Below are 23,556 nucleotides of genomic sequence, written 5' to 3'. Positions count from 1 at the left end.
TATGAGTTTTATTAAAGAGTTTCGCGAATTTGCGATGCGTGGTAATGTGGTTGATATGGCTGTCGGTGTGATCATCGGTGGTGCTTTTGGTAAAATTGTCAGCTCACTAGTTGGTGATGTTTTTATGCCTATATTGGGTATTTTAACAGGTGGCGTTGATTTCAAAGATTTAAAGATTGTCTTAAAAGATGCTATGGGTGATGTGCCAGCAGTAACATTAAATTATGGTGCATTTATCCAAAATGTATTTGATTTTATTATTATTGCCTTTGCGATTTTCTTAATGATTAAAGCATTGAATAAATTAAAACGTGAGACACCAGCAGAAGAAGCCCCTGCAGAACCAGAAAAACCATCAAATGAAGAAGTGTTATTAACTGAGATTCGTGATTTATTAAGAAAATAATTTCATTATTTAGATAAAAAGTCTTCCTCTAGTGGAAGATTTTTTATTGATACAACAAATATCTTGCCTTGTTTAAACTACCTATTCCTTCTACAATAGTGGCAATACATTTCCAAGAGGTTATTTATCATGACTGATTTACAAGCATTACAAGTAGAAACACGCGAAATTATCACTGATTTGCTAAATGATGGTAGTGATCCAAGCGCGCTCTATATTATTGAGCACCATATTGCTCATCATGATTTTGATAAATTAGAGAAAATTGCAGTAGAAGCTTTCAAAGCAGGGTATGAAGTATCTGAGGCAGAAGAGTTTGAAGATGATAATGGAAACGTTATTTTTTGTTTTGACATTATTAGTGAGGTTGAATTGAAGCCAGAAATTATTGATGCCCAACAAAAAGAATTACTTCCTTTGGTTGAAAAATTTGCAGGTATCTATGATGGCTGGGGAACTTATTTTGAAGATCCAAATGCCAGTGATGATGAATATGGTGATGATGGTGAATTTTTTGATGAAGAAGATGAAGCGTAATTCTATCAAAATCTCATAAATTTAGACCGCACTTTTATGCTGATTAAAAGTGCGGTTTTATTTTGTTGGAACTATTTAATGTTGATATTGCCTAAAAAATGATTATTTTAAACTTTAATAAGGATATTTTATGAAATTAAAACATTTAACATTAGCATTATTAGCTTTACCTTTCGCTGTTTCAGCTACTACTGAACATCTGCCAAGTAATATTGTGACCTTCAGTGCGGAAGTTGAAAAAGAAGTTAATCAAGATTTAATACAAGTCATTATGTTTACCCAAGAAGAAGGTAAGGACGTTGGTATATTAAATAAAAATGTGACAGAGCGAATGAATGCGGCAATTGCTTTGGTGAAAAAACAAAATGTTGTGCATATTCAATCGCAAGATCATAATACTCAAGTACGTTATGGCAAAGATGGCAAGCAAAATGGTTGGATCAGCCGTGCTGAACTTGTTTTACAAAGTAAAGACTCTGTTGCGCTGGCTAAATTAATCTCAGAATTAAATAATCAATTAATGATTGAGAGACTTTATGCATCTGTATCACCTGATACATTAACTGCACTCGAAAATGAGATGACAGAGGCAGTATTACAAAAATTTGAGCAAAAAGCGAAAGTCATTCAAAATAGTTTAAAAAGTAAAGGTTATAAAGTGATTGAGCTGAATTTATCTACTCCACATAATTTAGGCCAATCACCACGTCCTTATGCGAATAAAATGATGCGTGCCACACTGTCTTCATATGATACGGATGCAATGGAGCTAGAGGCTGGTAAAACACAAATTCGCGCAGAGGTGCAAGCGAAAATTGAATTAATTAATGATTAGCTTTCTAATGCTTCATATTTCTTATACAATAATCAAATTCGTTTATTAAAAAATCGGAGTAATAATGAAAGTTGCAAAAAATGTTGTGGTGAGTATTGCTTATCAAGTACGCACTGCTGATGGTGTATTAGTTGATGAGGCGCCAGCAAATCAACCTTTAGAATATTTACAAGGGCATAATAATTTAGTCATTGGCTTAGAAAACGCATTAGAAGGTAAAGCTGTTGGTGATAAGTTTGAAGTGCGTGTAAAACCAGAAGAAGGTTATGGCGAATATAACGAAAATATGGTGCAACGCGTACCAAAAGAAGTATTTCAAGGCGTTGATGAATTAGTTGTAGGCATGCGCTTTATTGCAGATACAGATATTGGTCCATTACCTGTTGTGATTACTGAAGTAGCTGAAAATGACGTTGTTGTTGATGGAAACCATATGTTAGCAGGTCAAGAGTTGTTATTTACAGTAGAAGTCGTTGCAACCCGTGAGGCAACATTAGAAGAAATGTCGCATGGACATATTCACCAAGAAGGTGGCTGCTGTGGTGGACATCATCATGACAGTGATGACGAAGAACATGGTTGCGGTTGTGGTGGACACCATCATGGGCACCACCATCATGAGCATGGAGGTTGTTGTGGTAATGGTGGATGTAAGCACTAACGCCAAGACTAAAAAAAGACCGCACATTAAAGTGCGGTTCTTTTTTCTTGTTTGTAGCAAGTTAACTTTGTTTTTTCAATATCGCATAAAGCTCATCTTTTAAACGTAGTTTCTCTTTTTTTAAATTTTCTACTTCGGTGGGTGTACCGAGTTCAATGTGAGATTCAATATTTTTAATCCGTTGATCCAGCTCATTATGTTTGTCAAATAAGCGGCTAAAATGGGTATCTTCAATTTTTAATTTGGAAATTAAATCACGAAACTCTGGAAACATAGGCGCTCCTTTTGTAGCATAAGTAGTATAAAAAGTGCTCATTTCAGTGTTTATCTTATCGGATTTTACCTAAAATAAATGTGTTGAAGATCACAAATTTAAAGAGAATGTGTTGTACGTATTTTATTTAATAAAGCATCACAACAAGGATCTAACAGTTGATATGTGAGATTAAAGTCTTTTGTATACCAAGGATCTGGAATATCGCGATAACCTAAGTTTGGACATAATTCAGTGATCTTAAAGAGCTTCTCTGGGTGATGACCAAATAACCTTTCTAAATCCTGTAAGTTTGTCTCATCCATAGCAATAATATAATCATAAAATTGCCAATTTTCTGACCGCACTTTTTTACTCTGAAAGCCTGTACTCTCAATTTTATGTTGATCTAATATCTCTGCTGTACCGCAGTGCATATCACCTCCCTCATGCCAACCTGATGTACCCGCACTACTTGTTTTAATGAAATCTTGTAGTCCAGCTTGTTTGATTTTTTCTCGCATCAGAAACTCCGCCATCGGCGAACGACATAGGTTACCTAAACACACAAATAATATATTAATTGTCATTCTGTTCCCTTAATCTATTTCTTATTTATTAAGAAGATTATTTAGTTGATATAGATAGAATACAATTCGGCTCTATTCAATCAAATCAAATAGAGCCGAATACGTTTAGTGTTTAATAATGAAGTTAATTATTACCACTGATAACCAGCACCAATACTTCCACCAAAGTCACCACGTGAATTTGTATTACCCGTTAATTTAATGATAACTTTACCGTTATCAGAAATACGGGACATACCGACTGCAATTGCATTTTCACCTTTATAAGTTCCAACAGCTGCAGCAACCATGCTCTTACCCGGGATATAAGCCTGTGGTAAACCTGCTGCTGCATTCGCACCAGCAATACCTGCACGGAGTTTTCTATTCACTTTATTGATAGTATCGCCAATTTGATCAATGCGTTGATTTGTGGCATATAACTGACTACCGTTTACTGCATCTGTACTTGTTGCAGAAACTTCGCCTTTCGCAATACCACTAATCTTATTAGTTGTTGCATCAACTTTGATATTGCCTGCTTGTAGACCTGACTCATTAATTGTGATATTTGGACCGACTTTAACTTCTTTGAACTCGACATTATCTTTTGTTGCCACCTCATAGATCGTTTGTCCATTTGCACCTACTTTAGACGTCACAGTCATATTTTTGCCTGCTTCTACTTCATTTCTACTTGCTTTGATAGCATCATCGATAGTGTTTTTTCCTGTGCCGCCTATATCTGAATTCGTGTAAGTGCCAGTTGTAGGATCATAGGTTGTATTACCACCCATGATGTTTTCCACGCCCTTGCCTTGTGCAAATAATTGACTACCATTAACCGCATCTTTGCTGTCTTTTGCAACTTCACCCTTTTGCACATTAGTTACTTTTTGGTTACCTGCATCAATACCCGTTTTGCTGATACTCGGACTATTCTCAACTTTAGAACCATCATCATTGACGAAAGTTAAACCATTACTATCGATTTTCGTACCACCTGCAACAGCACTATCGAACTTCACGTCTTTTTTAGTTGCGACAGTATAAGTTCTGCTACCATCCGTTGCAGTTTCGGCAGTAACTGTAATATTCTCACCTTCTACAACAGTTGTTTTAGAGGCTTTTGCGGTTGCATTGACAGCTTTGATTGCATCATGAATATTAGTAGCGCCAGTATCACCAATATTTGTCATGGTTACAGCACCATTTTCAAACTTAGCATCACCACCTAAAATACCTGTAACTTGATTCATTGCTTTACTTAGCTGTTCTTCAGTTGCGGCTCTGCCGTTTTTGCCAAAATCTGCTGAGGTTAATTCTTTATTCGCTAAACCAGTAATATCATTTGTTTTTTTGTCAATTACAACGTTACCGACAGTGGTTTTGTCAAACTCAACTTCTTTAGCCGTTTCTACTGTGTAAATCTTATTGCCATCAGGACCATCTTGTTCGTTAACAACGATGTTTTTACCTGCTTCTACGTTGGTTTTAGCTGCCTTAGCGGTCTTATTCACTGCTTCGATAGCTTCATGGATAGTCCCTTTACCTGTACCACCAATATCTGACATAGTGATATTACCAGCAGTATCACCATTTTTAGCAATCTGAGCATTGCCACCTAGTATATTAGTAACAGTATTACCGACATTACCCAGAACTTGCTGTGTTAAATATAATTGGCTGCCGTTAATTGCATCGGTACTTGTTGGGTCAATACGACCTGCGGCAACATTAGTGAGCGTACGTTTAATTGCCTCTGAGCCTATACTGACTGTCGATGTTGGTTGATTACCAGCAAAACCAGAATAAGTGAAGCCATTTACTGTGGCTGTATTAGTTTTTACAACCTCTGCTGTAACAGAATTCGAACCTAAAGCAACTGAGTCCTTATGATTGGCAACGGCATCTTGACCCAAAGCTATTGAACTTTGTTGTTTAGCTTTTGCTTTCCAACCCAAAGCAATTGCTCCTGAACCATCTGCGGGTTTACCATCTTTAAATCCTGTTTCAGCTTCTGTACCAAATGCTAATGAGCCAGCTGCACGAGTATAAGCTTTTGTACCAAAAGCAATAGAACTACCGGCAGTTTCATCTGTTTTTGCCTCGGAGCCAAAAGCGATAGCTTGATAGCCTTTTGCATTTGAATTATAACCAATAGATACGGCTTGTGCTTTTGTATCAGATTTAGCACCAGTCCCTAAAGCAATCGCACTCGCATAATGCGCTTCTGCTCCTGTACCAATCGCAATTGCATCTTTCGGGTTTTCATATTTACCGTCAGGTTTAGCTTGTGCAATAGCCTTAGCATCGGTACCAATAACAATCGCTGAATATGCACCATATTTTTTATCATCTACAGTTAAACTTTTTGCTTGTGCTCTTGTTCCCAATACAATAGCGCCACTTGCATCCGCACTTGCATTGTCACCAATGGCGATATTAGCTGTTTCGCCACCTATTGCCTGAGCGTTATAACCAATTGCTACACCTTTGATTGCATTTACCTTTGATTCATAACCTATTGATATACCAAAGTCTTTTGTAGAGATAGATTCTCTACCCAAAGCAATAGTCCCAGAAATTTTTAAAGGAGTATCTGCCTTTGAACTACGCCCTGCGCTTTTACCAATCGCAATATTATCTGAGCCTTTAATGTTTTGTCCTGCTTCGATTAATGCAGCAAAGTTATCGTGACCTTCAACATTTTGGCCTGCACGACTTGAAATTGCTACGTTTGTATTACCTTTAGTATTTTTACCCGCACTATTGCCAAAAGTAATATTCTCTGTACCAACAATTCCTTCACCAGAATCTTTACCAATAGATACTTGCATACGATTGTTGTTTGATTTATAGCCAGCTTTATTACCGATAAAGACGGCGTCTGTCGCTGCAACGATAGCATCAGTTGTTTCTGTTGATAATTTCAGTATCCCAGAATTGTAACCAACAGCTATTGTTCCTTGCCCTGCTGCTTTGGCATTTCTACCAATCGCAACTGTATCTGATTTAGTAGCGTGTGCACCATTACCCATTGCGATAGCATAATGATCAGAAGCGATTGTTTTAGTTGATTCTGTTGAATTCACAGTACCACCAATTGCTATTGAGGAGGTTCCAGTTGAAATGGAATTACTACCAGTTGCAACAGAGCCTGAACCGCTTGCTTTAGAACTATTACCTGTTGCAATAGCTTGATTACCTAATGCTTTTGCTTGTTGTCCTATAGCGATAGCTGCGGTATTCGTTGCTAATGCACGGTGCCCTAATGCAAGTATATTGAGTGCTTTTACAGAGTATTGGTTATCTTTTACTTTAATTACATTTAGTTCTTGCTCTGTTGCTGATTTATTATCTAGTGCTGTTTTAATGGCTTCGTTTGTATTAGCATTAGTACCTATTATGACACTATGAGTTCCTTCAAATTTTTCACCTGCCCCTGTTCCTAGGGCTATATTGTTATTTAGATTTTTTCCCTCTTTTAAAGCACCATCACCAATCGCGATATTTCTTCCCTCCTCACCATTTGGTGGGGTTGCATCTTTTCCTGCAAAACGTCCAATTGAAATATCCCATTTCCCATTACCTTGCGCTTCATTCCCTACTGCAATCACATAATCTTTATTAGCTTGTGCTGCATTACCAATCGCTATAGCAGCCGTAGCTGCTCCTGTTTTTGCCGTTGATCCTAGAGCTACATTGCTTTCTCCCTGATTTATAGCACCTTTACCAATAATGATTGACTTTGGTGTTTTACCATTAAATGTATCAATTGTTTTAGTGCTTTCATTGCCACAAATTACACTTTCTGTTGATTTATCAAAAAAACAATAATTTCCATCATTATTATTCGATAGCGTGTGTTTATTTCCTGTCACATCAGCGGCAACAGTTTGGCTACTTAATAAAACTAATGATACAGCAGCAGATATTAAACTAATGTTATTTGTATTTATTAACCCTGTTTTCGCTGATGTACTTTTCCCACCTGATTTTGCTAATTCCGAGACAACGACCCAGCTTTGAGTAGCTGCGTTCCATAATGTACGATAGATTTTATTCATATATTTCACCTATAAAGTTGTATATGAGATAGTCAGAATATAAAATTCTTGTTTATCTAGTTAGTTATAATCCCTATTTGGGGTACTGCTTATGAAACAAGGATGTTAAAAAAATGTTAATTTATTCTACAATGCTCATGAATTGAACGCTATTATTTACTTAGTAGAGTTATGAAAATGTAACTAATTTGTTAAAGTCCCATAAAGATCATATTCATCTGCTTGTGTAATTTGGACTTGAACAAGTTGCCCAACCTTAACCTCTATTTGATTGTGGTTTTCAATATAAACAACACCATCAATTTCTGGTGCGTCTGCCATCGAACGTCCAATGATGCCTTCTTCATCAATTGTGTCGATTATTACGGTTAATGTTTTGCCGACTTTTTGTTGCAGACGCTGTGCTGAAATGTGTTGCTGTAATTGCATAAAACGATGAAAGCGTTCTTCTTTTATATGCTCTGGAACTTGATCTGGCATATCAGTAGCAACTGCGCCTTCTACAGGACTGAATTTAAAACAACCTACGCGATCAAGTTGAGCTTCTTTTAAAAAGTCTAAAAGTAACTGGAAATCTTCTTCTGTTTCCCCAGGAAATCCGACGATAAACGTAGAGCGTAAAGTTAAATCAGGACAAATTTCTCGCCATTTTTTTATACGTTCCAACGTACGATCAATGGAACCCGGTCTTTTCATTGCCTTTAAGATTTTGGGGCTAGCATGTTGTAATGGGATATCCAAGTAAGGCAAAATTTTGCCTTCTGCCATCAATGGAATAAGAGCATCAACATGTGGGTAAGGGTAGACATAATGTAAGCGAACCCAAACACCTAATTTACCGAGTTGTTCACATAGGCTAATCAGATTATTTTTGATTGGCATACCGTTCCAAAATACTGTTTTATTTTGGTTTTCTTTGCCCTGATCCAGTGAGTAAGCTGATGTATCTTGTGATACGATTAAAATTTCTTTCACCCCAGCATCAACAAGACGTTTTGCCTCATCTAACACCTGCACAATAGAACGGCTATCTAAATCGCCACGCATAGAAGGGATAATGCAAAATGTACAACGATGATCACAACCTTCAGAAATTTTTAAATAGGCATAATGCTTTGGAGTGAGTTTCACTCCCTGCTTAGGGACAAGATTGATATACGGGTTGTATTCAGGTTTAGGTACATACTTATGCACTTGATTCATGACAGCTTCATAACTGTGTGGTCCAGTTACTTCTAAGACTTTGGGATGCACTTCACGAATACGATCCTCTTTTGCACCTAAGCAACCTGTGACAATCACTTTACCGTTTTCTTCTAATGCTTCACCAATAGCTTCTAAAGATTCTTGAACTGCACTATCAATAAAGCCACAAGTATTGACAATGACTAAATCAGCATTCTCATAGCTAGGAATAATGTTGTAACCATCTGCACGTAGTTCAGTCAAAATACGCTCAGAATCAACTAAGTTTTTAGGGCAGCCGAGACTAATAAAACCAATATTTGGTGAAGAAGATGTCATAAAAAATCTCAAAAGAGTAGTAAATCAAGAAAGCTTTCTATTGTACATAATTTATATACAAAAGGCGACAAACTATACCAAAAAAGGTTAAAAATTATAGAAATAGTTGAAGTATTAGGCGAGGTGTGTTCAGTCTTTGAAGAGTTGGATTTGGTGAGAAAAGAAAACGCTTGATTTTAAATCAAGCGTTTTTTGTTTAAGAAATAACGAAGTTAAACAAGTAATGCCGCTGCTTTGACAACTACCTCAACTGCGTTTTTCTCGACACGTTTAGCCATTTCCTCATTTGGAATTTCTTGTTGTGTACGATTAACAATTGCGCCTGCAACCATTCCCGCGCGTAGCCCTAGAGCAGAGCACATAGTAAATAGCGTGGCGGATTCCATTTCAAAGTTCATGACATTGAGATCTTGCCATTGTTGCAATGATCCTTGGAAGTGACGATAAACTTTACCGCTATAAGTATCATAACGCTCTTGACCTGGATAGAAGGTATCTGAAGCCGCAGTAATACCAACATACACTTTTTGATCTGCATATTCTGTCGCTGCTTTGTAAAGTGCGGTCGTACATTCGAAATTTGCTACCGCTGGATACTCCATTGGTGCAAAATGTAAACTCGCACCATCTAAACGCACAGCGCCAGTGGTGACTAAAATATCTCCCACATTAATATGTGGTTGAATTGCTCCTGTTGTACCGATTCGTAAGAAGGTACGAACACCTAATTGTGCGAGTTCTTCAACTGCAATGGATACGGAAGGTCCACCAATCCCTGTTGAACAAACTACGACGGCTTTATCTCCGATATAACCAAGCCAAGAAGTAAATTCACGTGTCGAAGCTAAGAATTTTGGGCGCTCTAATAGGCTTGCAATTTTCTCAACACGTTCTGGTGCACCAGGGGTAATGGCTAAAGTAGCACCTTCTAACATTGCTTTAGTTAAACCTAGATGGAATACTTCTGACATAATCTCTCCTTATTATTATGCTAGGGTTTAATATCACGCAAAATGGGATTTTGCATTGAAATTAAGGTTTCAGTAGATTGAATTTCATCAATTAACTGAATTTTTGTAGCTAAAACAGAATGCAATTCTGCAATAGTATGGGTCATGACTTTAATAAAAATGGAATAATTGCCTGTTGTATAATAAGCTTCAACCACTTCATCAAAGCCTTCTAATTTTGCAATGACTTTTTCATAATCTTTGGCGCTTTTTAAAATAATACCAATAAAGCAACAAACATCATAACCTAATTTCCGTTCATTGATACGTACTTTAGTCCCTTCAATAATACCAGCTTGGCGCATTTTCTCAACGCGCACATGTATTGTCCCTGGACTAACACCAAAGTTTTTTGCCATTTCAGCATAAGGCGTACGTGCATCTTTAGTGAGTACACGTAAAATTTGCTGATCAAGATTGTCGATGTTATGCATGGATTACCTTTTTAGAATTTATTTAAAAAAACATGCGTTATATTTGATAATATTTACATTATATCCCTTTTTTCAAAAAAAGTATTGAGTTATATGGTGTTTATATTAAATAATATCCAACAAATTTGATGTAGATCTATTTTTTAAGGTATCGACAATGAAAAAATCATTTATTTTACAACAACAAGAAATTAGCTTCGTAAAAAACACATTTACGAAAAAATTAGCTGATCATTTAGCTATTGTGGAAGTTCAAGGTCCTATCCTAAGCCAAGTTGGTAATGGTATTCAAGATAATCTTTCAGGTGCAGAGAAAGCAGTACAAGTAAATGTGAAACAGATCACAGATGCTACTTTTGAGGTTGTTCATTCTTTAGCTAAATGGAAACGCCATACTCTCGCACGCTTTAATTTTGCTCAAGGAGAAGGATTATTTGTGCATATGACTGCACTACGTCCCGATGAGGACTCGTTAGATCAAACTCATTCTGTTTATGTGGATCAGTGGGATTGGGAAAAAGTGATTTCTGAAGAGCAGCGTAATATTGGATATTTAAAAGAGACTGTTAGATCAATTTATGCGGCAATGTTGGAAACAGAAGACGCTGTGAGTGAACGATTTGGTTTAGCTAAGTTTTTACCAAAAGAAATCACATTTGTACACAGTGAAGAACTTGTTCAGCGTTTCCCAAATATGAATGATAAAGAGCGTGAGAATGCAATTTGTCAAGAACATGGTGCGGTGTTTTTAATTGGTATTGGCGGTAAATTATCAGATGGCAAACCACATGATATGCGAGCACCAGATTATGATGATTGGACAACACCATCAGAAGGTGAGCATAAAGGATTAAATGGTGACATCTTAGTCTGGAACCCTGTTTTAGAGCGTGCTTTTGAACTGTCTTCTATGGGTATTCGTGTGGATGAAACTGCGTTACGTAAGCAGCTGGCTTTAACTAATAATGAAGATCGCCTTCAATTTGATTGGCACCAAGATTTGATTAATGGACGTTTACCATTATCAATTGGAGGGGGTATTGGACGTTCTCGCTTAGTGATGTTGTTATTACAGAAAAAACATATTGGAGAGGTTCAATCAAGTGTGTGGCCTAAATGGGTAATGGAAGAGTTTGAGAATATTCTATAACCAGTGCTAAATACAGAAGAGACATAAAAGTGCGGTGAGTTTTTTGAAAATATCTACCGCACTTTTTTAAGGATAGCTATTAAACTAGGATTCTACAAAACTTAAAGCGACTTCGACAACTTTTAAATCAGCTCCTGTTTTATGCGCATTTTCACTTAAATGGCGTCGCCATTGTCTAGCTCCTTTACAATGTTGAAATGCACCAAGCATATGACGAACAATGTGATTTAAATACACACCTTGACTTAACTGTGTCTCAATATAAGGAAACATTTTTTCTACAGCTTCTTTTGCGCTAATAATTGGGCTAGTTGGATCAAATAAGGCTTGATCAATATAGCCTAACAAGCTGGGATTTTGATAAGCCTCACGTCCAACCATCACACCATCTACATATTTTAAATGCTGCTGCATTTCGTCAATAGTTTTAATACCACCATTAATACTTATAAGCAAATGAGGAAAGTCTCGTTTCAGTTGATAAACGCGTTCATAATTCAATGGTGGGATTTCACGATTTTCTTTTGGACTTAATCCAGATAACCAAGCCTTACGTGCATGAATAATAAATTCCTGACAACCTGCTTCATGAATTTTTTGCACAAAGTCACAGAGAAATTCATAGCTATCAAACTCATCAATCCCAATACGTGTTTTTACTGTGATGGGAATGTTGACAACAGCTTGCATAGCTTTCACACAAGTAGCAACTAAATCAGCTTTTGCCATTAAACATGCACCAAACATACCATTTTGAACACGATCAGAAGGACATCCCACATTTAAATTAATTTCGTGATAGCCACGCATTTCAGCCATTTTTGCACATTGTGCTAATTGACTAGGATCACTGCCACCTAATTGTAGTGCGACGGGATTTTCTGTGAGAGAAAATTCAAGATGATCATATTTAGCGTGGATAATTGCTCCTGTAGTTATCATTTCTGTATAGAGTAAAGCATGACGACTGAATTGGCGGTGAAAATAACGGCAATGGCGTGTTGTCCAATCAAGCATTGGTGCAACAGAAAAACGTCCTCGATAAAAGTGCGGTTGATTTTGATTCATTTTTTTTCTTCTTTAGTCTCTTCTTGAATACGTTGGCGGAAACGTGCGGCCGCAAAATGATAAAAAGGTTTGGGGTGAAATTGGCGTGAAATAATGGACGAAACTAAGCAACAAATCAATAACCAAAATAAAACAGGTTGGCAACCAGTCATTTCCATTACAACGACACTTGCAGTGACAGGCGATTGTGTCGCACCCGCTAAAAAACCTGCCATGCAAAGTAAAACTAGTAGGCGTTGATCTACTAGACCATTCGTGAAAGACCAAATTTGTACACCAATTCCTGCCCCTGTGGTTAAGGCAGGAGTGAAAATGCCACCAGCAATACCTGTCCAATAAGTTGCTACAGTGGATAGCAGTTTTAGCATACCTAATTCTGTAGGTGTTTTACCACCATCTAATGCATTAGCGACAACATCATAACCTGTCCCATAGGTTTTTCCTTGAGTATAAGTACCTAATGCAGCAAGCAATAAACCTAGAAAAAGAGCAATATAAATTGGATGACGGCGAATCCAACCACGTATTTTTGTAGGCGATATCCCAGCTAGACCTTTAGCTAACAAACGAGCAAATAATCCACCGAATACACCACAAATAGAGCCACAAAGTACAACCCATAAAAACATATAAGGTACACTCGTTTCACCGTGATATTGAGGAAAATAGGGATTATTACCTTCTATTGCTACTAAGATAAAACCTGCGGCTAATACGCCTAATAATACACGGCGCTCCCAGCGTAATAATACACCTCGTCCTAATTCTTCAATAGCAAAAACCACGCCAGCAAGTGGAGCGTTAAATGCTGCTGCTAAGCCACCTGCTGCACCTGTTGCCATCAACTCATTTGCACTGAGCCCATTGAATGCAATGCCATGCTTACGACAAAAATTGCCCCAAGCTAACATCACCGCAGCCCCGATTTGGACTGAAGGTCCTTCTCGACCAACAGAGGCTCCAATAAGCATCGCTAAAAATGTCAGTGGGATTTTCCACAGTGTTTGCCAAAAAGAAATGAGACGACTTTTGTTAGTGCCATGGGGTAAACTTATAGATGCAATAACTTGTGGAATACCGCTTCCTGCAACATAAGGCGTATATTTTGTCGTAAACCAAGCTAATATTGCTAGCCCGCAAGGCAATACAAACCAAACTGCGATTGGATATTGAGTAGACCAATGTGCATTCCATTCCAAACCAAGATCAGCGAATTTAGCAAATCCTAATGAGAATAATGCAACTAATGCTGCGCCAATTAATAAACAAGTAAATTCCAAACTTTTACGTGAAATTCGATGGGTCTGCCGTAGTTTTTTGTGTAAAACATACCGCACTTTTGCTTTAAAACTCGTAAGTGATGACATACATTTATGTAATGAATTGAAGAAAGGAAAAAAATTATAACGTGAAATCAGTTTTAACTGAATAGAGTTTAAGCAATCATTAACACAGAATTTTCTTACATTTGATCGAGAAAAAGACTTGCAAAGTTCGGCGGATTTCAGTAGAATTCGCAGGCTTTCTTCGTGATAAGCCGTTTAATGTAATCATTTATTAAACGAGTATTACAATAAGTAATACATAAAATGTTTCCGATTGGGAAACTAAAACAGGTTAACTTGCACCCCTTTTCGTTTTTTTGAAGTAAGAAAAGTGTTGGTGTTAGTTTTTTATTAGCTAAATTTTGATTGGAGCTCTGGTCTAATGCAGAACCAAAGAATCCGTATCCGCTTAAAAGCTTTCGATCATCGTTTGATCGATCAATCTACTGCGGAGATCGTAGAAACAGCTAAACGTACTGGTGCACAAGTTCGTGGTCCAATTCCGTTACCAACTCGTAAAGAGCGTTTTACAGTGTTGATTTCTCCACACGTGAACAAAGACGCACGTGATCAATACGAAATTCGTACTCACAAACGTTTGGTTGATATTGTTGAGCCAACAGAAAAAACTGTTGATGCATTAATGCGTTTAGATCTAGCTGCCGGCGTTGACGTGCAGATTAGCCTAGGTTAATTAAGAGGTTATTACAATGATTGGTTTAGTCGGTCGTAAAGTTGGTATGACTCGTATCTTCAATGAAGATGGCGTTTCAATTCCAGTTACCGTTATCGAAATCGAAGCCAACCGTGTGACTCAAGTTAAAACTGTAGAAACAGATGGCTATTCTGCAATTCAAGTTACCACTGGCTCTAAAAAAGCAAGTCGTGTAACTAAGCCAGAAGCTGGTCATTTCGTGAAAGCAGGTGTTGAAGCTGGTCGCGGTTTATGGGAATTTCGTACTACTGAAGGTGAAGAATTCACTTTAGGTCAAGAAATTAATGTTGACATCTTTGCAGATGTTAAAAAAGTTGATGTTACTGGTACATCTAAAGGTAAAGGATTTGCTGGCGGTGTAAAACGCTGGAATTTCCGTACTCAGGATGCTACACATGGTAACTCTTTATCACATCGTGTGCTTGGTTCTATTGGTCAAAACCAAACGCCAGGTCGTGTGTTTAAAGGCAAAAAAATGGCAGGACACTTAGGTGCTGAGCGTGTAACCGTTCAATCACTAGAAGTTGTTCGTGTTGATGCTGAGCGTAAATTACTATTAGTGAAAGGTGCTGTTCCAGGTGCAACTAATGGTGATGTTATCGTTAAGCCAGCAGTTAAAGCATAAGTCAGGAGATAGAGATGGAATTACAAGTTGTAGGTGCAAATGCACTAACTGTTTCTGAAACTACCTTCGGACGTGAGTTCAACGAAGCATTGATTCACCAAGTTGTTGTTGCATATGCAGCAGGTGCTCGTCAAGGTTCTCGTGCACAGAAAACTCGTGCTGAAGTGTCTGGTTCAGGTAAAAAGCCTTGGCGTCAAAAAGGTACAGGTCGTGCTCGTTCAGGTGATATCAAATCACCAATTTGGCGTTCTGGTGGTGTGACTTTCGCAGCTAAACCACAAGATCACAGCCAAAAAGTGAACAAGAAAATGTACCGTGGTGCAATCAAAAGCATTCTTTCTGAACTTGTTCGTCAAGACCGTTTAGTGGTTGTTGATAAGTTCGAAGTTGAAGCACCAAAAACGAAAGTTTTAGTACAAAAATTAAAAGAATTAGCACTTGAAGATGTGTTAATTATCACAGCAAGCTTAGATGAAAATCTATTCTTAGCAGCACGTAACTTATATAAAGTAGATGTTCGTGATGTGCAAGGTATCGATCCAGTAAGCTTAATCGCATTTGATAAAGTTGTTGTAACTGTCGATGCTGTGAAACAAATTGAGGAGATGTTAGCATGATTCAACAAGAACGTTTGCTAAAAGTGTTAAAAGCACCACATGTCTCTGAAAAAGCAACAAATAACGCTGAGAAGTCTAACACTATTGTTTTCAAAGTAGCTTTAGATGCAAATAAAGTTGAAATTGCTAATGCAGTTGAGCAATTATTTGAAGTGAAAGTGGATTCTGTTCGTACCGTCGTAGTGAAAGGTAAAACTAAACGCCATGGTGCAAGAATGGGACGTCGCAGTGACTGGAAAAAAGCTTATGTAACTCTTCAAGAAGGTCAATCACTTGACTTCGTTGAAGGTGCAGAGTAATTCGGAGGAGTAGAAAGTAATGGCTATCGTTAAATGTAAGCCGACCTCCGCTGGTCGTCGTCACGTTGTTAAAATCGTAAACCCTGAATTACATAAAGGGAAACCTTACGCACCACTTTTAGATACTAAATCTAAAACAGGTGGACGTAATAATTTCGGACGTATTACTACTCGCCATATTGGTGGTGGTCATAAACAACATTACCGTTTAATCGATTTCAAACGTAACAAGTTAGATATTCCAGCGGTTGTTGAGCGTCTAGAATATGACCCTAACCGTTCTGCAAATATTGCTTTAGTGCTTTATAAAGATGGTGAACGCCGTTATATCTTAGCACCTAAAGGTTTATCTGCAGGCGATACTATCCAAGCTGGTGTAAATGCGCCTATTAAAGTTGGTAATGCATTACCAATGCGTAATATTCCAGTGGGTTCAACTGTACATAATGTTGAATTAAAACCAGGTAAAGGTGGTCAAATTGCTCGTTCAGCGGGTGCTTATGTACAAATTATCGCTCGTGAAGGTAATTATGTTACATTACGTCTTCGTTCAGGCGAAATGCGTAAAGTGTTAGCTGAATGTACTGCAACCATCGGTGAAGTTGGTAATTCAGAACATATGCTTCGCGTATTGGGTAAAGCAGGTGCTAACCGCTGGAGAGGCGTACGCCCAACAGTTCGTGGTACAGCAATGAACCCAGTAGATCACCCACATGGTGGTGGTGAAGGTCGTAACTTTGGTAAACACCCAGTAACACCTTGGGGCGTTCAAACTAAAGGTAAGAAAACTCGCCATAACAAACGTACAGATAAATTTATTGTACGTCGTCGTGGTAAATAATATTAATTAATAAAGAGGATTAGCCATGCCACGTTCTCTCAAGAAGGGTCCTTTCCTTGACCTACACTTGTTGAAGAAGGTAGAGAAGGCGGTGGAAAGCGGGGATAAAAAGCCAATTAAAACTTGGTCCCGTCGTTCAATGATCATTCCATCAATGATCGGATTGACCATCGCAGTCCATAATGGTCGTCAGCACGTTCCTGTTTATGTATCTGATGAAATGATCGGTCATAAATTAGGTGAATTTGCACCGACTCGTACTTACCGCGGTCACGCTGCGGATAAGAAAGCTAAGAAGTAAGGGGTAAAAGATGGAAACTATTGCAAAACATCGTTACGCTCGCACTTCAGCGCAAAAAGCTCGTTTAGTTGCGGATTTAATCCGTGGTAAAAAAGTTGCTCAAGCATTAGAAATCTTAACTTTCACTAACAAAAAAGCAGCTGCTTTAGTGAAAAAAGTGCTTGAATCAGCAATCGCTAATGCAGAGCACAATGACGGTGCAGATATCGATGATCTTAAAGTAGCGAAGATTTTCGTAGATGAAGGTCCAAGCATGAAACGTGTTATGCCACGTGCTAAAGGTCGTGCAGATCGTATTTTAAAACGTACTAGCCACATCACTGTGGTAGTGTCAGATCGTTAATAAGTAGAGGAATAGCAATGGGTCAAAAAGTACATCCACATGGTATTCGCCTAGGTATCGTTAAGCCTTGGAGCTCTACTTGGTTCGCGAATACACAAGATTTCGCTGATAACTTAGATGGCGATTTCAAAGTACGTAAATTCTTAAATAAAGAATTAGCGAATGCTTCAGTTTCACGCATCACTATTGAGCGTCCAGCGAAAAGCATCCGTGTAACTATTCACACAGCTCGCCCAGGTATCGTTATCGGTAAAAAAGGTGAAGATGTTGAAAAATTACGTAACGCAGTTGCGGCTATTGCAGGCGTTCCAGCACAAATCAACATCGCTGAAGTGAAAAAACCTGAATTAGATGCAAAATTAGTTGCAGACAGCATCGCTTCTCAATTAGAGCGTCGTGTTATGTTCCGTCGCGCAATGAAACGTGCAGTACAAAACGCAATGCGTTTAGGTGCTAAAGGTATCAAAGTTGAAGTAAGTGGTCGTTTAGGTGGTGCAGAAATTGCACGTTCTGAATGGTATCGTGAAGGTCGTGTACCTCTACATACATTACGTGCGGACATCGACTATAACACTGCTGAAGCACATACTACATACGGTGTAATCGGTATTAAAGTATGGATCTTCAAAGGTGAAATCCTCGGTGGAATGGCTGCAATCGCGCAACCAGAACAACAACCTGCTGACAAGCCTAAAAAGGCTCCGCGCGGCAAAGGTCGTAAGTAAGGAGAATCGCTAGATGTTGCAACCAAAACGTACAAAATTCCGCAAAGTCCACAAAGGTCGTAACCGTGGTATTGCAGCAGGTACAGAAGTAAGTTTCGGTACCTTTGGTTTGAAAGCAGTTGGTCGTGGTCGTTTAACAGCTCGCCAAATTGAGGCGGCACGTCGTGCAATGACTCGTGCAGTTAAACGTCAAGGTAAAATCTGGATCCGTGTATTCCCAGATAAACCAATTACTGAAAAACCATTAGAAGTCCGTATGGGTAAAGGTAAAGGTAACGTTGAGTACTGGGTAGCCTTAATCCAACCGGGTAAAGTACTATATGAAATGGATGGTGTGTCTGAAGAAATCGCAAGAAGTGCATTTGCATTAGCAGCTGCTAAATTGCCAATTAAGACCACTTTCGTAACTAAGACGGTGATGTAATGAAAGCTCAAGAACTACGTAACAAAAATGTTGAAGAGCTGAATGCTGAGTTAGTGAACCTTTTAGGTGAGCAATTCAAATTGCGTATGCAAGCAGCCACCGGTCAGCTTCAACAAACCCATCAGTTAAAACAAGTGCGTCGTAGTATTGCACAGGTGAAAACTGTATTAACCGAGAAGGCGGGTGAGTAATGACTGATAAAATTCGTAGCGTACAAGGTAAAGTTGTTAGTGACAAGATGGAAAAATCTTTTGTTGTCGCTATTGAACGCAAGGTTAAACACCCTCTTTATGGTAAGTTTATCCGTCGTACAACAAAGTTACATGTACATGATGAAAACAACGAAGCGCAAGTTGGAGATGTTGTAGAAGTTCGCGAATGTCGCCCAATTTCTAAAACTAAGTCTTGGACATTAGTTCGCGTTGTTGAAAAAGCAGTAATTTAATTATTGTGATTTTAATTAAAAAGACCGCCCTGATAAGTGCGGTCTTTTTTTAAATAAAATTTAAGATTATTTATGTTACTGTTTGTTATTCTTTAAAATATAAGAGTGTATGAATAAAACTAATAGTTTTACTTATAGTTCATTTATCTTTACTTAAAAATAAAGATAGGATTTAAAAACATACCGCACTTTTGTTTCAAGATGTTGCTTTTTATAATAGTGCGATGATAAATAATTATACTCACCCTTTATATACAAGAGGTTTTTATGAAAAAATTATTATTAACAACATTGTGTGTCGCTACTTTGGGAATTACTGGTTGTGCTACCGAAGGTGCTCGTGTAATTGCACCAACTACAACACAAGCAGCAGCAACAGCAAATACTTATCAAGGTGTAAAATCAGTTATTTCTGTTGGGAAATTTGATAATAAATCAAGTTTTCAAAATGGGGTCTTTACAGAAGGGGCTGATCAGTTAGGGAATCAATCTAAAACAATTTTGATCTCACATTTACAACAGACTGGCCGTTTTTCTGTTGTAGATCGTACTAATATGACAGAAATTGCCTCTGAGGCAAAAATAAAAGGTCAGAAGCAGAAGTTAAAAGGTGCAACTTACGTTGTTACTGGTGATGTGACTGAGTTTGGTCGTAAAACAGTTGGTGATCATCAGTTATTTGGTATTTTAGGTCGTGGAAAAGAGCAAATTGCTTATGCAAAAGTAACTTTAAATGTTGTAAATGTTGTTACATCAGAAGTTGTTTATTCTGCGCAAGGGGCTGGAGAATATAATTTATCTAACCGCGAAGTATTAGGGTTTGGTGGTACAGCAGGCTATGATGCGACTTTAAATGGCAAAGTTCTTGATCTTGCAATTCGTGAAGCTGTAAATAACTTAGTAAATGGTATTGAATCAGGTCGTTGGTCTCCTACTAAATAAGGAATAATGATGAAAAAAGTTCATTTTACAGTAGCTCTTTTAGCTATTGGATTGTTGGCTGCTTGTTCTTCGCCTCAAAATCATGATTTATATTATTGGGGTAATTACTCTGATGTTGTATACAGTTATTACAATGAAGAAGGCGATTTGTCAAAGCAGGAAGAGGCCTTAAATCAAATTATTGCTCAAGCGAAAGAACAGAATAAACTTATTGCTCCAGGTGTATATGGACATCTAGGACTCGTTTTGTTAAAGCAGGGTAAACGTACTGATGCGAACATGGCTTTTCAAGAGGAACAACGTTTATATCCAGAAAGTACAACTTTCATGCAGTATTTGCAACGTAAGAAATAAGGGTAAACAAAATGAAAAAATTGATCATTTTTCTTGCAAATCTTATATTACTAACAGGTTGTGCAAATAAAAATACTGTATCTTACGACTATACTGCATTAAAACAGAGCAAGCCAAAATCAATTTTGATTGTTATGCCTGCGAATAACTCTGTAGATGTCAAAGCTGATACTAGTGTCCTTGCACGTTCCACTTATCCATTAGCAGAATATGGCTATTATGTTTATCCAGTTGCTTTAGTTGATGAGGTATTTAAACAAAATGGATTAACTGATGGAAATTTGATTCGTAGTGCACAATTAAAAAAAATTCATGATATTTTTGGGGCAGACAGTATTCTCTATGTTAATGTAAATGAGTATGGTACTAGTTATAAACTGATTGATAGTGTCACTACGGTTTCTGTAGAAGGTAAATTAGTTGATCTTAAAACAGGTCAAACACTTTGGGAGGGAACAGGTGCCTATGCACAAGGATCAAGTAATAGCAATGATGGTCTTTTAGTTGCATTAATTAAAGCTGCTGTAAGTCAGATTATTGATACTACAAAGGATAAAGGATATCAGGTCGCGGCTCCAGCGATGGCTAATCTTATTTATCATGGTAAAAATGGTGGATTGCTTGTTGGTCCACGACACCCAGCTTATGGTAAAGCCGAAAAATAAAATTAATTCATTAGTGAAAATCTTAGCCAAGAAAGTATTTCTTGGCTTTTTTAGTACTAAAACTAATGTGAGAAGGCTTACACCTTTTATAATATTTATATATTTTTAATTTTATAGACTCCTAAAAAGCGTTATTTTAAATATCTTGATTATATAGTTTGTTGTTTCAACAGAATTCAGCTTCGAATTATCCTAAGCATCAGTGAATTAAATCAGTATTAAATAAAATGGATATTCATAGAAACATCAGTATCTTTAATGAAGTAGTAAAGCACTTTATTAATGATTATCTAATGGGAAACGAGAAAAGCATCTTGTTTTTCTTTAATGACTTGTGATAAAATCCGCATCCTATTTACATTGGGTAAATAGACTCGTCCCGAAAGGGTGTTATTAATTTTAGCGGAGTACTAAGATGATCCAAGAACAGACTATGCTGGACGTTGCTGATAACTCAGGCGCTCGCAGTGTAATGTGTATCAAGGTTCTAGGTGGATCGCACCGTCGTTACGCTGCTATTGGTGATATCATCAAAATTACTGTGAAAGAAGCAATTCCTCGCGGTAAAGTAAAAAAAGGTGATGTATTAAAAGCAGTTGTTGTGCGCACCAAGAAGGGTGTTCGTCGCCCAGATGGATCAGTCATTCGCTTCGATGGTAATGCATGTGTAATTTTAAACAATAACACAGAGCAACCAATCGGTACTCGTATTTTTGGACCGGTGACTCGTGAGCTTCGTTCAGAGAAGTTTATGAAAATCATCTCTTTGGCGCCAGAAGTACTGTAAGGAGAAGTGACAAATGGCTGCAAAAATTCGTCAAAACGATGAAGTAATTGTGCTTACTGGTAAAAGCAAAGGTAAGCGTGGTAAGGTAACTCAAGTGTTACCAAACGGTAAAGTGATTGTTGAAGGTGTTAATATTATCACTAAACATGAAAAACCAGTTCCTGCATTAGGTAAAGAAGGTGGTTTAGTGAAAAAAGAAGCTCCAATTGATGCATCAAATGTAGCTATCTTTAACCCAAAAACAAATAAAGCAGACCGTGTAGGTTTTAGATTCGAAGATGGTAAAAAAGTCCGTTTCTTCAAATCTAACAATGAAATCATTTAACAAACTGGAGTAATGCGATGGCGAAACTGCATGATTACTACAGAGATCAAGTAGTTAATGAATTAAAAGAAAAATTCAGCTACAAATCTGTCATGCAAGTCCCACGAATCGAAAAGATAACCCTAAATATGGGTGTGGGTGAAGCATTGACCGATAAAAAGTTGCTAGACAATGCAGTAGCAGATTTAGCAGCAATTAGCGGTCAGAAACCTTTGATTACAAAAGCACGCAAATCTGTTGCAGGCTTTAAAATCCGTCAGGGATATCCAATCGGTTGTAAAGTAACACTACGCGGTGAGCGTATGTGGGAGTTCTTTGAACGTTTAATTACAATTGCTGTTCCACGTATTCGTGACTTCCGCGGATTAAGCGCGAAATCATTTGATGGTCGTGGTAATTACAGCATGGGTGTGCGTGAGCAAATCATCTTCCCTGAAATCGATTATGATAAAGTGGATCGTGTTCGTGGTTTAGATATTACTATCACTACGACAGCGAAAAGTGATGAAGAAGGTCAAGCACTACTTGCTGCCTTTAATTTCCCATTCCGTAAATAAGGCAGGTTATCATGGCTAAGCAATCGATGAAAGCGCGTGATGTAAAACGCGTAAAACTAGCTGAAAAATTCTACGCGAAGCGTGCAGAATTAAAACAGATCATTTCTGATGTAAATGCCTCTGACGAAGATCGTTGGAATGCGGTGTTGAAGTTACAAACTTTACCACGTGATTCTAGTCCAAGTCGTCAGCGTAACCGTTGCCGCCAAACTGGACGCCCACACGGTGTTCTTCGTAAGTTTGGTTTAAGCCGTATTAAGGTTCGTGAAGCTGCAATGCGTGGCGAGATCCCAGGCCTTAAGAAAGCGAGTTGGTAATTTACCACTTTATTTTGGAATCGGAGTAAAAGTACATGAGTATGCAAGATCCAATCGCAGATATGTTGACTCGTATTCGTAACGGTCAAGCTGCGAACAAAGTTGCGATTAGTATGCCTTCATCCAAGCTAAAAGTGGCTATTGCCAATGTGTTAGCTGAAGAAGGTTATATCGAAAGCGTTAAAGTTTTAGATGGTGTAAAACCAGAGTTGGAAATTACTTTAAAATATTTCCAAGGGAAACCAGTTGTAGAAAGTATTCAACGAGTTAGCCGCCCAGGTCTACGTATTTATAAACGTAAAGACGAATTACCAAAAGTAATGGGTGGTTTAGGTGTTGCAGTTGTTTCTACATCTAAAGGTGTGATGACTGACCGTGCAGCTCGCCAAGCGGGTTTAGGCGGTGAGATTATCTGTTATGTAGCTTAATAGA

Annotated in this window: 32 protein-coding genes; 24 read left to right on the top strand and 8 right to left on the bottom strand. The window is 37.9% G+C overall.

The window, feature by feature from the left end; translation table 11 throughout:
• Position 1 precedes the first annotated feature (1 nt).
• The 4 genes from mscL to slyD all read left to right on the top strand — a co-directional run bounded on the left by mscL (position 2) and on the right by slyD (position 2,439).
• Positions 2-406, top strand: coding sequence for a large-conductance mechanosensitive channel protein MscL (gene mscL / locus DYE19_RS08630; RefSeq protein ID WP_049214848.1), 405 nt, complete (start codon positions 2-4; stop codon positions 404-406).
• A gap of 129 nt (positions 407-535) precedes the next feature.
• Complete coding sequence (rraB, locus tag DYE19_RS08625; protein WP_115323275.1) at positions 536-943, top strand: ribonuclease E inhibitor RraB; 408 nt, start codon at positions 536-538, stop codon at positions 941-943.
• Positions 944-1,073: 130 nt separating this feature from the next.
• The gene (locus DYE19_RS08620; protein ID WP_115323274.1) at positions 1,074-1,778 is read left to right on the top strand and encodes an SIMPL domain-containing protein; all 705 of its coding nucleotides are present in this window, start codon (positions 1,074-1,076) and stop codon (positions 1,776-1,778) included.
• Between the two features lie 64 nt (positions 1,779-1,842).
• Positions 1,843-2,439, top strand: a complete 597-nt coding sequence (gene slyD, locus DYE19_RS08615; RefSeq protein WP_115323273.1) for a peptidylprolyl isomerase — start codon at positions 1,843-1,845, stop codon at positions 2,437-2,439.
• Positions 2,440-2,500: 61 nt separating this feature from the next.
• Here the strand turns inward: slyD and DYE19_RS08610 are convergent, their stop codons facing one another.
• The 6 genes from DYE19_RS08610 to asnC form a co-directional block, all read right to left on the bottom strand.
• Positions 2,501-2,713: an HP1242/YdcH family protein gene (locus DYE19_RS08610; RefSeq protein WP_049214852.1), complete on the bottom strand. Its 213-nt coding sequence runs from the start codon at positions 2,711-2,713 to the stop codon at positions 2,501-2,503.
• Between the two features lie 98 nt (positions 2,714-2,811).
• Entirely contained in the window at positions 2,812-3,282 is a 471-nt protein-coding gene (locus DYE19_RS08605) for a low molecular weight protein-tyrosine-phosphatase (protein ID WP_115323272.1), read from the bottom strand.
• 131 nt (positions 3,283-3,413) lie between these two features.
• Complete coding sequence (locus tag DYE19_RS08600) at positions 3,414-7,331, bottom strand: YadA-like family protein (protein ID WP_115323271.1); 3,918 nt, start codon at positions 7,329-7,331, stop codon at positions 3,414-3,416.
• A 183-nt stretch (positions 7,332-7,514) separates the two neighbouring features.
• Positions 7,515-8,855 (bottom strand): 30S ribosomal protein S12 methylthiotransferase RimO, encoded by a 1,341-nt coding sequence (gene rimO, locus DYE19_RS08595; RefSeq protein WP_115323270.1) that lies wholly within the window; start codon positions 8,853-8,855, stop codon positions 7,515-7,517.
• Between the two features lie 212 nt (positions 8,856-9,067).
• On the bottom strand, positions 9,068-9,826 hold the full coding sequence (gene udp, locus DYE19_RS08590) for a uridine phosphorylase (RefSeq protein ID WP_049214856.1): 759 nt from the start codon (positions 9,824-9,826) through the stop codon (positions 9,068-9,070).
• 20 nt (positions 9,827-9,846) lie between these two features.
• Entirely contained in the window at positions 9,847-10,299 is a 453-nt protein-coding gene (gene asnC / locus DYE19_RS08585; RefSeq protein ID WP_049214857.1) for a transcriptional regulator AsnC, read from the bottom strand.
• Positions 10,300-10,456: 157 nt separating this feature from the next.
• Here asnC and asnA point away from each other — a divergent pair, with 157 nt between their 5' ends.
• Positions 10,457-11,449, top strand: coding sequence for an aspartate--ammonia ligase (gene asnA / locus DYE19_RS08580; RefSeq protein ID WP_049214858.1), 993 nt, complete (start codon positions 10,457-10,459; stop codon positions 11,447-11,449).
• A gap of 84 nt (positions 11,450-11,533) precedes the next feature.
• On the opposite strand, the gene dusA is transcribed toward asnA, so the two are convergent.
• On the bottom strand, positions 11,534-12,517 hold the full coding sequence (gene dusA, locus DYE19_RS08575) for a tRNA dihydrouridine(20/20a) synthase DusA (RefSeq protein WP_115323269.1): 984 nt from the start codon (positions 12,515-12,517) through the stop codon (positions 11,534-11,536).
• Entirely contained in the window at positions 12,514-13,884 is a 1,371-nt protein-coding gene (locus DYE19_RS08570; protein ID WP_115323268.1) for a chloride channel protein, read from the bottom strand. Before DYE19_RS08570 ends, dusA begins: the two co-directional genes overlap by 4 nt.
• A gap of 340 nt (positions 13,885-14,224) precedes the next feature.
• On the opposite strand from DYE19_RS08570, the gene rpsJ reads away from it, so the two are divergent.
• The 19 genes from rpsJ (at position 14,225) to rpsH (ending at position 23,552) form a co-directional block, all read left to right on the top strand.
• Positions 14,225-14,536, top strand: coding sequence for a 30S ribosomal protein S10 (rpsJ, locus tag DYE19_RS08565; RefSeq protein WP_001181005.1), 312 nt, complete (start codon positions 14,225-14,227; stop codon positions 14,534-14,536).
• Positions 14,537-14,552: 16 nt separating this feature from the next.
• A complete protein-coding gene (gene rplC, locus DYE19_RS08560; protein WP_005764326.1) occupies positions 14,553-15,182 on the top strand; it encodes a 50S ribosomal protein L3 in 630 nt (209 codons plus the stop codon).
• Between the two features lie 14 nt (positions 15,183-15,196).
• Positions 15,197-15,799, top strand: coding sequence for a 50S ribosomal protein L4 (rplD, locus tag DYE19_RS08555; protein WP_046339262.1), 603 nt, complete (start codon positions 15,197-15,199; stop codon positions 15,797-15,799).
• The gene (gene rplW, locus DYE19_RS08550) at positions 15,796-16,098 is read left to right on the top strand and encodes a 50S ribosomal protein L23 (RefSeq protein WP_005724030.1); all 303 of its coding nucleotides are present in this window, start codon (positions 15,796-15,798) and stop codon (positions 16,096-16,098) included. The genes rplD and rplW overlap by 4 nt, the downstream gene beginning before the upstream one ends.
• 19 nt (positions 16,099-16,117) lie before the next feature.
• The gene (gene rplB / locus DYE19_RS08545) at positions 16,118-16,939 is read left to right on the top strand and encodes a 50S ribosomal protein L2 (RefSeq protein WP_101776304.1); all 822 of its coding nucleotides are present in this window, start codon (positions 16,118-16,120) and stop codon (positions 16,937-16,939) included.
• A 25-nt stretch (positions 16,940-16,964) separates the two neighbouring features.
• The gene (rpsS, locus tag DYE19_RS08540; protein WP_005539416.1) at positions 16,965-17,240 is read left to right on the top strand and encodes a 30S ribosomal protein S19; all 276 of its coding nucleotides are present in this window, start codon (positions 16,965-16,967) and stop codon (positions 17,238-17,240) included.
• A gap of 10 nt (positions 17,241-17,250) precedes the next feature.
• Positions 17,251-17,583 (top strand): 50S ribosomal protein L22, encoded by a 333-nt coding sequence (gene rplV / locus DYE19_RS08535; protein WP_005625897.1) that lies wholly within the window; start codon positions 17,251-17,253, stop codon positions 17,581-17,583.
• A 17-nt stretch (positions 17,584-17,600) separates the two neighbouring features.
• Positions 17,601-18,308 carry a 30S ribosomal protein S3 gene (gene rpsC / locus DYE19_RS08530; RefSeq protein ID WP_005717926.1) on the top strand — a complete coding sequence of 236 codons (708 nt, stop codon included), beginning with the start codon at positions 17,601-17,603 and terminating at the stop codon, positions 18,306-18,308.
• Positions 18,309-18,321: 13 nt separating this feature from the next.
• On the top strand, positions 18,322-18,732 hold the full coding sequence (rplP, locus tag DYE19_RS08525; RefSeq protein ID WP_049214862.1) for a 50S ribosomal protein L16: 411 nt from the start codon (positions 18,322-18,324) through the stop codon (positions 18,730-18,732).
• On the top strand, positions 18,732-18,923 hold the full coding sequence (rpmC, locus tag DYE19_RS08520) for a 50S ribosomal protein L29 (protein WP_005706394.1): 192 nt from the start codon (positions 18,732-18,734) through the stop codon (positions 18,921-18,923). Before rplP ends, rpmC begins: the two co-directional genes overlap by 1 nt.
• Positions 18,923-19,177, top strand: coding sequence for a 30S ribosomal protein S17 (gene rpsQ / locus DYE19_RS08515; protein ID WP_049214864.1), 255 nt, complete (start codon positions 18,923-18,925; stop codon positions 19,175-19,177). Before rpmC ends, rpsQ begins: the two co-directional genes overlap by 1 nt.
• A 267-nt stretch (positions 19,178-19,444) precedes the next feature.
• Positions 19,445-20,119 (top strand): CsgG/HfaB family protein, encoded by a 675-nt coding sequence (locus DYE19_RS08510; RefSeq protein ID WP_115323267.1) that lies wholly within the window; start codon positions 19,445-19,447, stop codon positions 20,117-20,119.
• 9 nt (positions 20,120-20,128) lie between these two features.
• Positions 20,129-20,473, top strand: a complete 345-nt coding sequence (locus DYE19_RS08505; protein ID WP_115323266.1) for a DUF4810 domain-containing protein — start codon at positions 20,129-20,131, stop codon at positions 20,471-20,473.
• Between the two features lie 11 nt (positions 20,474-20,484).
• On the top strand, positions 20,485-21,138 hold the full coding sequence (locus tag DYE19_RS08500; RefSeq protein ID WP_115323265.1) for a DUF799 domain-containing protein: 654 nt from the start codon (positions 20,485-20,487) through the stop codon (positions 21,136-21,138).
• Positions 21,139-21,553: 415 nt separating this feature from the next.
• Positions 21,554-21,925, top strand: a complete 372-nt coding sequence (gene rplN / locus DYE19_RS08495; protein ID WP_005548786.1) for a 50S ribosomal protein L14 — start codon at positions 21,554-21,556, stop codon at positions 21,923-21,925.
• Positions 21,926-21,938: 13 nt separating this feature from the next.
• Complete coding sequence (gene rplX / locus DYE19_RS08490; RefSeq protein ID WP_115323264.1) at positions 21,939-22,250, top strand: 50S ribosomal protein L24; 312 nt, start codon at positions 21,939-21,941, stop codon at positions 22,248-22,250.
• A gap of 17 nt (positions 22,251-22,267) precedes the next feature.
• Positions 22,268-22,807 carry a 50S ribosomal protein L5 gene (gene rplE, locus DYE19_RS08485; protein WP_049214869.1) on the top strand — a complete coding sequence of 180 codons (540 nt, stop codon included), beginning with the start codon at positions 22,268-22,270 and terminating at the stop codon, positions 22,805-22,807.
• 11 nt (positions 22,808-22,818) lie between these two features.
• Positions 22,819-23,124, top strand: a complete 306-nt coding sequence (gene rpsN / locus DYE19_RS08480; protein ID WP_005717919.1) for a 30S ribosomal protein S14 — start codon at positions 22,819-22,821, stop codon at positions 23,122-23,124.
• 35 nt (positions 23,125-23,159) lie between these two features.
• Positions 23,160-23,552, top strand: coding sequence for a 30S ribosomal protein S8 (rpsH, locus tag DYE19_RS08475; protein ID WP_005724020.1), 393 nt, complete (start codon positions 23,160-23,162; stop codon positions 23,550-23,552).
• Positions 23,553-23,556: the final 4 nt, after the last annotated feature.

The organism is Pasteurella canis (assembly GCF_900454865.1).
GTDB lineage: Bacteria > Pseudomonadota > Gammaproteobacteria > Enterobacterales > Pasteurellaceae > Pasteurella > Pasteurella canis.
The sequence above is the reverse complement of the archived record's forward strand: the minus strand, read 5'-3'. Positions and strand labels throughout refer to the sequence as shown.

Bases quoted from the DNA above. Each gene is read 5' to 3' on its own strand.
- mscL (WP_049214848.1), top strand. From the start codon at position 2: ATGAGTTTTATTAAAGAGTTTCGCGAATTTGCGATGCGTGGTAATGTG.
- rraB (WP_115323275.1), top strand. From the start codon at position 536: ATGACTGATTTACAAGCATTACAAGTAGAAACACGCGAAATTATCACT.
- DYE19_RS08620 (WP_115323274.1), top strand. From the start codon at position 1,074: ATGAAATTAAAACATTTAACATTAGCATTATTAGCTTTACCTTTCGCT.
- slyD (WP_115323273.1), top strand. From the start codon at position 1,843: ATGAAAGTTGCAAAAAATGTTGTGGTGAGTATTGCTTATCAAGTACGC.
- DYE19_RS08610 (WP_049214852.1), bottom strand. From the start codon at position 2,713: ATGTTTCCAGAGTTTCGTGATTTAATTTCCAAATTAAAAATTGAAGAT.
- DYE19_RS08605 (WP_115323272.1), bottom strand. From the start codon at position 3,282: ATGACAATTAATATATTATTTGTGTGTTTAGGTAACCTATGTCGTTCG.
- DYE19_RS08600 (WP_115323271.1), bottom strand. From the start codon at position 7,331: ATGAATAAAATCTATCGTACATTATGGAACGCAGCTACTCAAAGCTGG.
- rimO (WP_115323270.1), bottom strand. From the start codon at position 8,855: ATGACATCTTCTTCACCAAATATTGGTTTTATTAGTCTCGGCTGCCCT.
- udp (WP_049214856.1), bottom strand. From the start codon at position 9,826: ATGTCAGAAGTATTCCATCTAGGTTTAACTAAAGCAATGTTAGAAGGT.
- asnC (WP_049214857.1), bottom strand. From the start codon at position 10,299: ATGCATAACATCGACAATCTTGATCAGCAAATTTTACGTGTACTCACT.
- asnA (WP_049214858.1), top strand. From the start codon at position 10,457: ATGAAAAAATCATTTATTTTACAACAACAAGAAATTAGCTTCGTAAAA.
- dusA (WP_115323269.1), bottom strand. From the start codon at position 12,517: ATGAATCAAAATCAACCGCACTTTTATCGAGGACGTTTTTCTGTTGCA.
- DYE19_RS08570 (WP_115323268.1), bottom strand. From the start codon at position 13,884: ATGTCATCACTTACGAGTTTTAAAGCAAAAGTGCGGTATGTTTTACAC.
- rpsJ (WP_001181005.1), top strand. From the start codon at position 14,225: ATGCAGAACCAAAGAATCCGTATCCGCTTAAAAGCTTTCGATCATCGT.
- rplC (WP_005764326.1), top strand. From the start codon at position 14,553: ATGATTGGTTTAGTCGGTCGTAAAGTTGGTATGACTCGTATCTTCAAT.
- rplD (WP_046339262.1), top strand. From the start codon at position 15,197: ATGGAATTACAAGTTGTAGGTGCAAATGCACTAACTGTTTCTGAAACT.
- rplW (WP_005724030.1), top strand. From the start codon at position 15,796: ATGATTCAACAAGAACGTTTGCTAAAAGTGTTAAAAGCACCACATGTC.
- rplB (WP_101776304.1), top strand. From the start codon at position 16,118: ATGGCTATCGTTAAATGTAAGCCGACCTCCGCTGGTCGTCGTCACGTT.
- rpsS (WP_005539416.1), top strand. From the start codon at position 16,965: ATGCCACGTTCTCTCAAGAAGGGTCCTTTCCTTGACCTACACTTGTTG.
- rplV (WP_005625897.1), top strand. From the start codon at position 17,251: ATGGAAACTATTGCAAAACATCGTTACGCTCGCACTTCAGCGCAAAAA.
- rpsC (WP_005717926.1), top strand. From the start codon at position 17,601: ATGGGTCAAAAAGTACATCCACATGGTATTCGCCTAGGTATCGTTAAG.
- rplP (WP_049214862.1), top strand. From the start codon at position 18,322: ATGTTGCAACCAAAACGTACAAAATTCCGCAAAGTCCACAAAGGTCGT.
- rpmC (WP_005706394.1), top strand. From the start codon at position 18,732: ATGAAAGCTCAAGAACTACGTAACAAAAATGTTGAAGAGCTGAATGCT.
- rpsQ (WP_049214864.1), top strand. From the start codon at position 18,923: ATGACTGATAAAATTCGTAGCGTACAAGGTAAAGTTGTTAGTGACAAG.
- DYE19_RS08510 (WP_115323267.1), top strand. From the start codon at position 19,445: ATGAAAAAATTATTATTAACAACATTGTGTGTCGCTACTTTGGGAATT.
- DYE19_RS08505 (WP_115323266.1), top strand. From the start codon at position 20,129: ATGAAAAAAGTTCATTTTACAGTAGCTCTTTTAGCTATTGGATTGTTG.
- DYE19_RS08500 (WP_115323265.1), top strand. From the start codon at position 20,485: ATGAAAAAATTGATCATTTTTCTTGCAAATCTTATATTACTAACAGGT.
- rplN (WP_005548786.1), top strand. From the start codon at position 21,554: ATGATCCAAGAACAGACTATGCTGGACGTTGCTGATAACTCAGGCGCT.
- rplX (WP_115323264.1), top strand. From the start codon at position 21,939: ATGGCTGCAAAAATTCGTCAAAACGATGAAGTAATTGTGCTTACTGGT.
- rplE (WP_049214869.1), top strand. From the start codon at position 22,268: ATGGCGAAACTGCATGATTACTACAGAGATCAAGTAGTTAATGAATTA.
- rpsN (WP_005717919.1), top strand. From the start codon at position 22,819: ATGGCTAAGCAATCGATGAAAGCGCGTGATGTAAAACGCGTAAAACTA.
- rpsH (WP_005724020.1), top strand. From the start codon at position 23,160: ATGAGTATGCAAGATCCAATCGCAGATATGTTGACTCGTATTCGTAAC.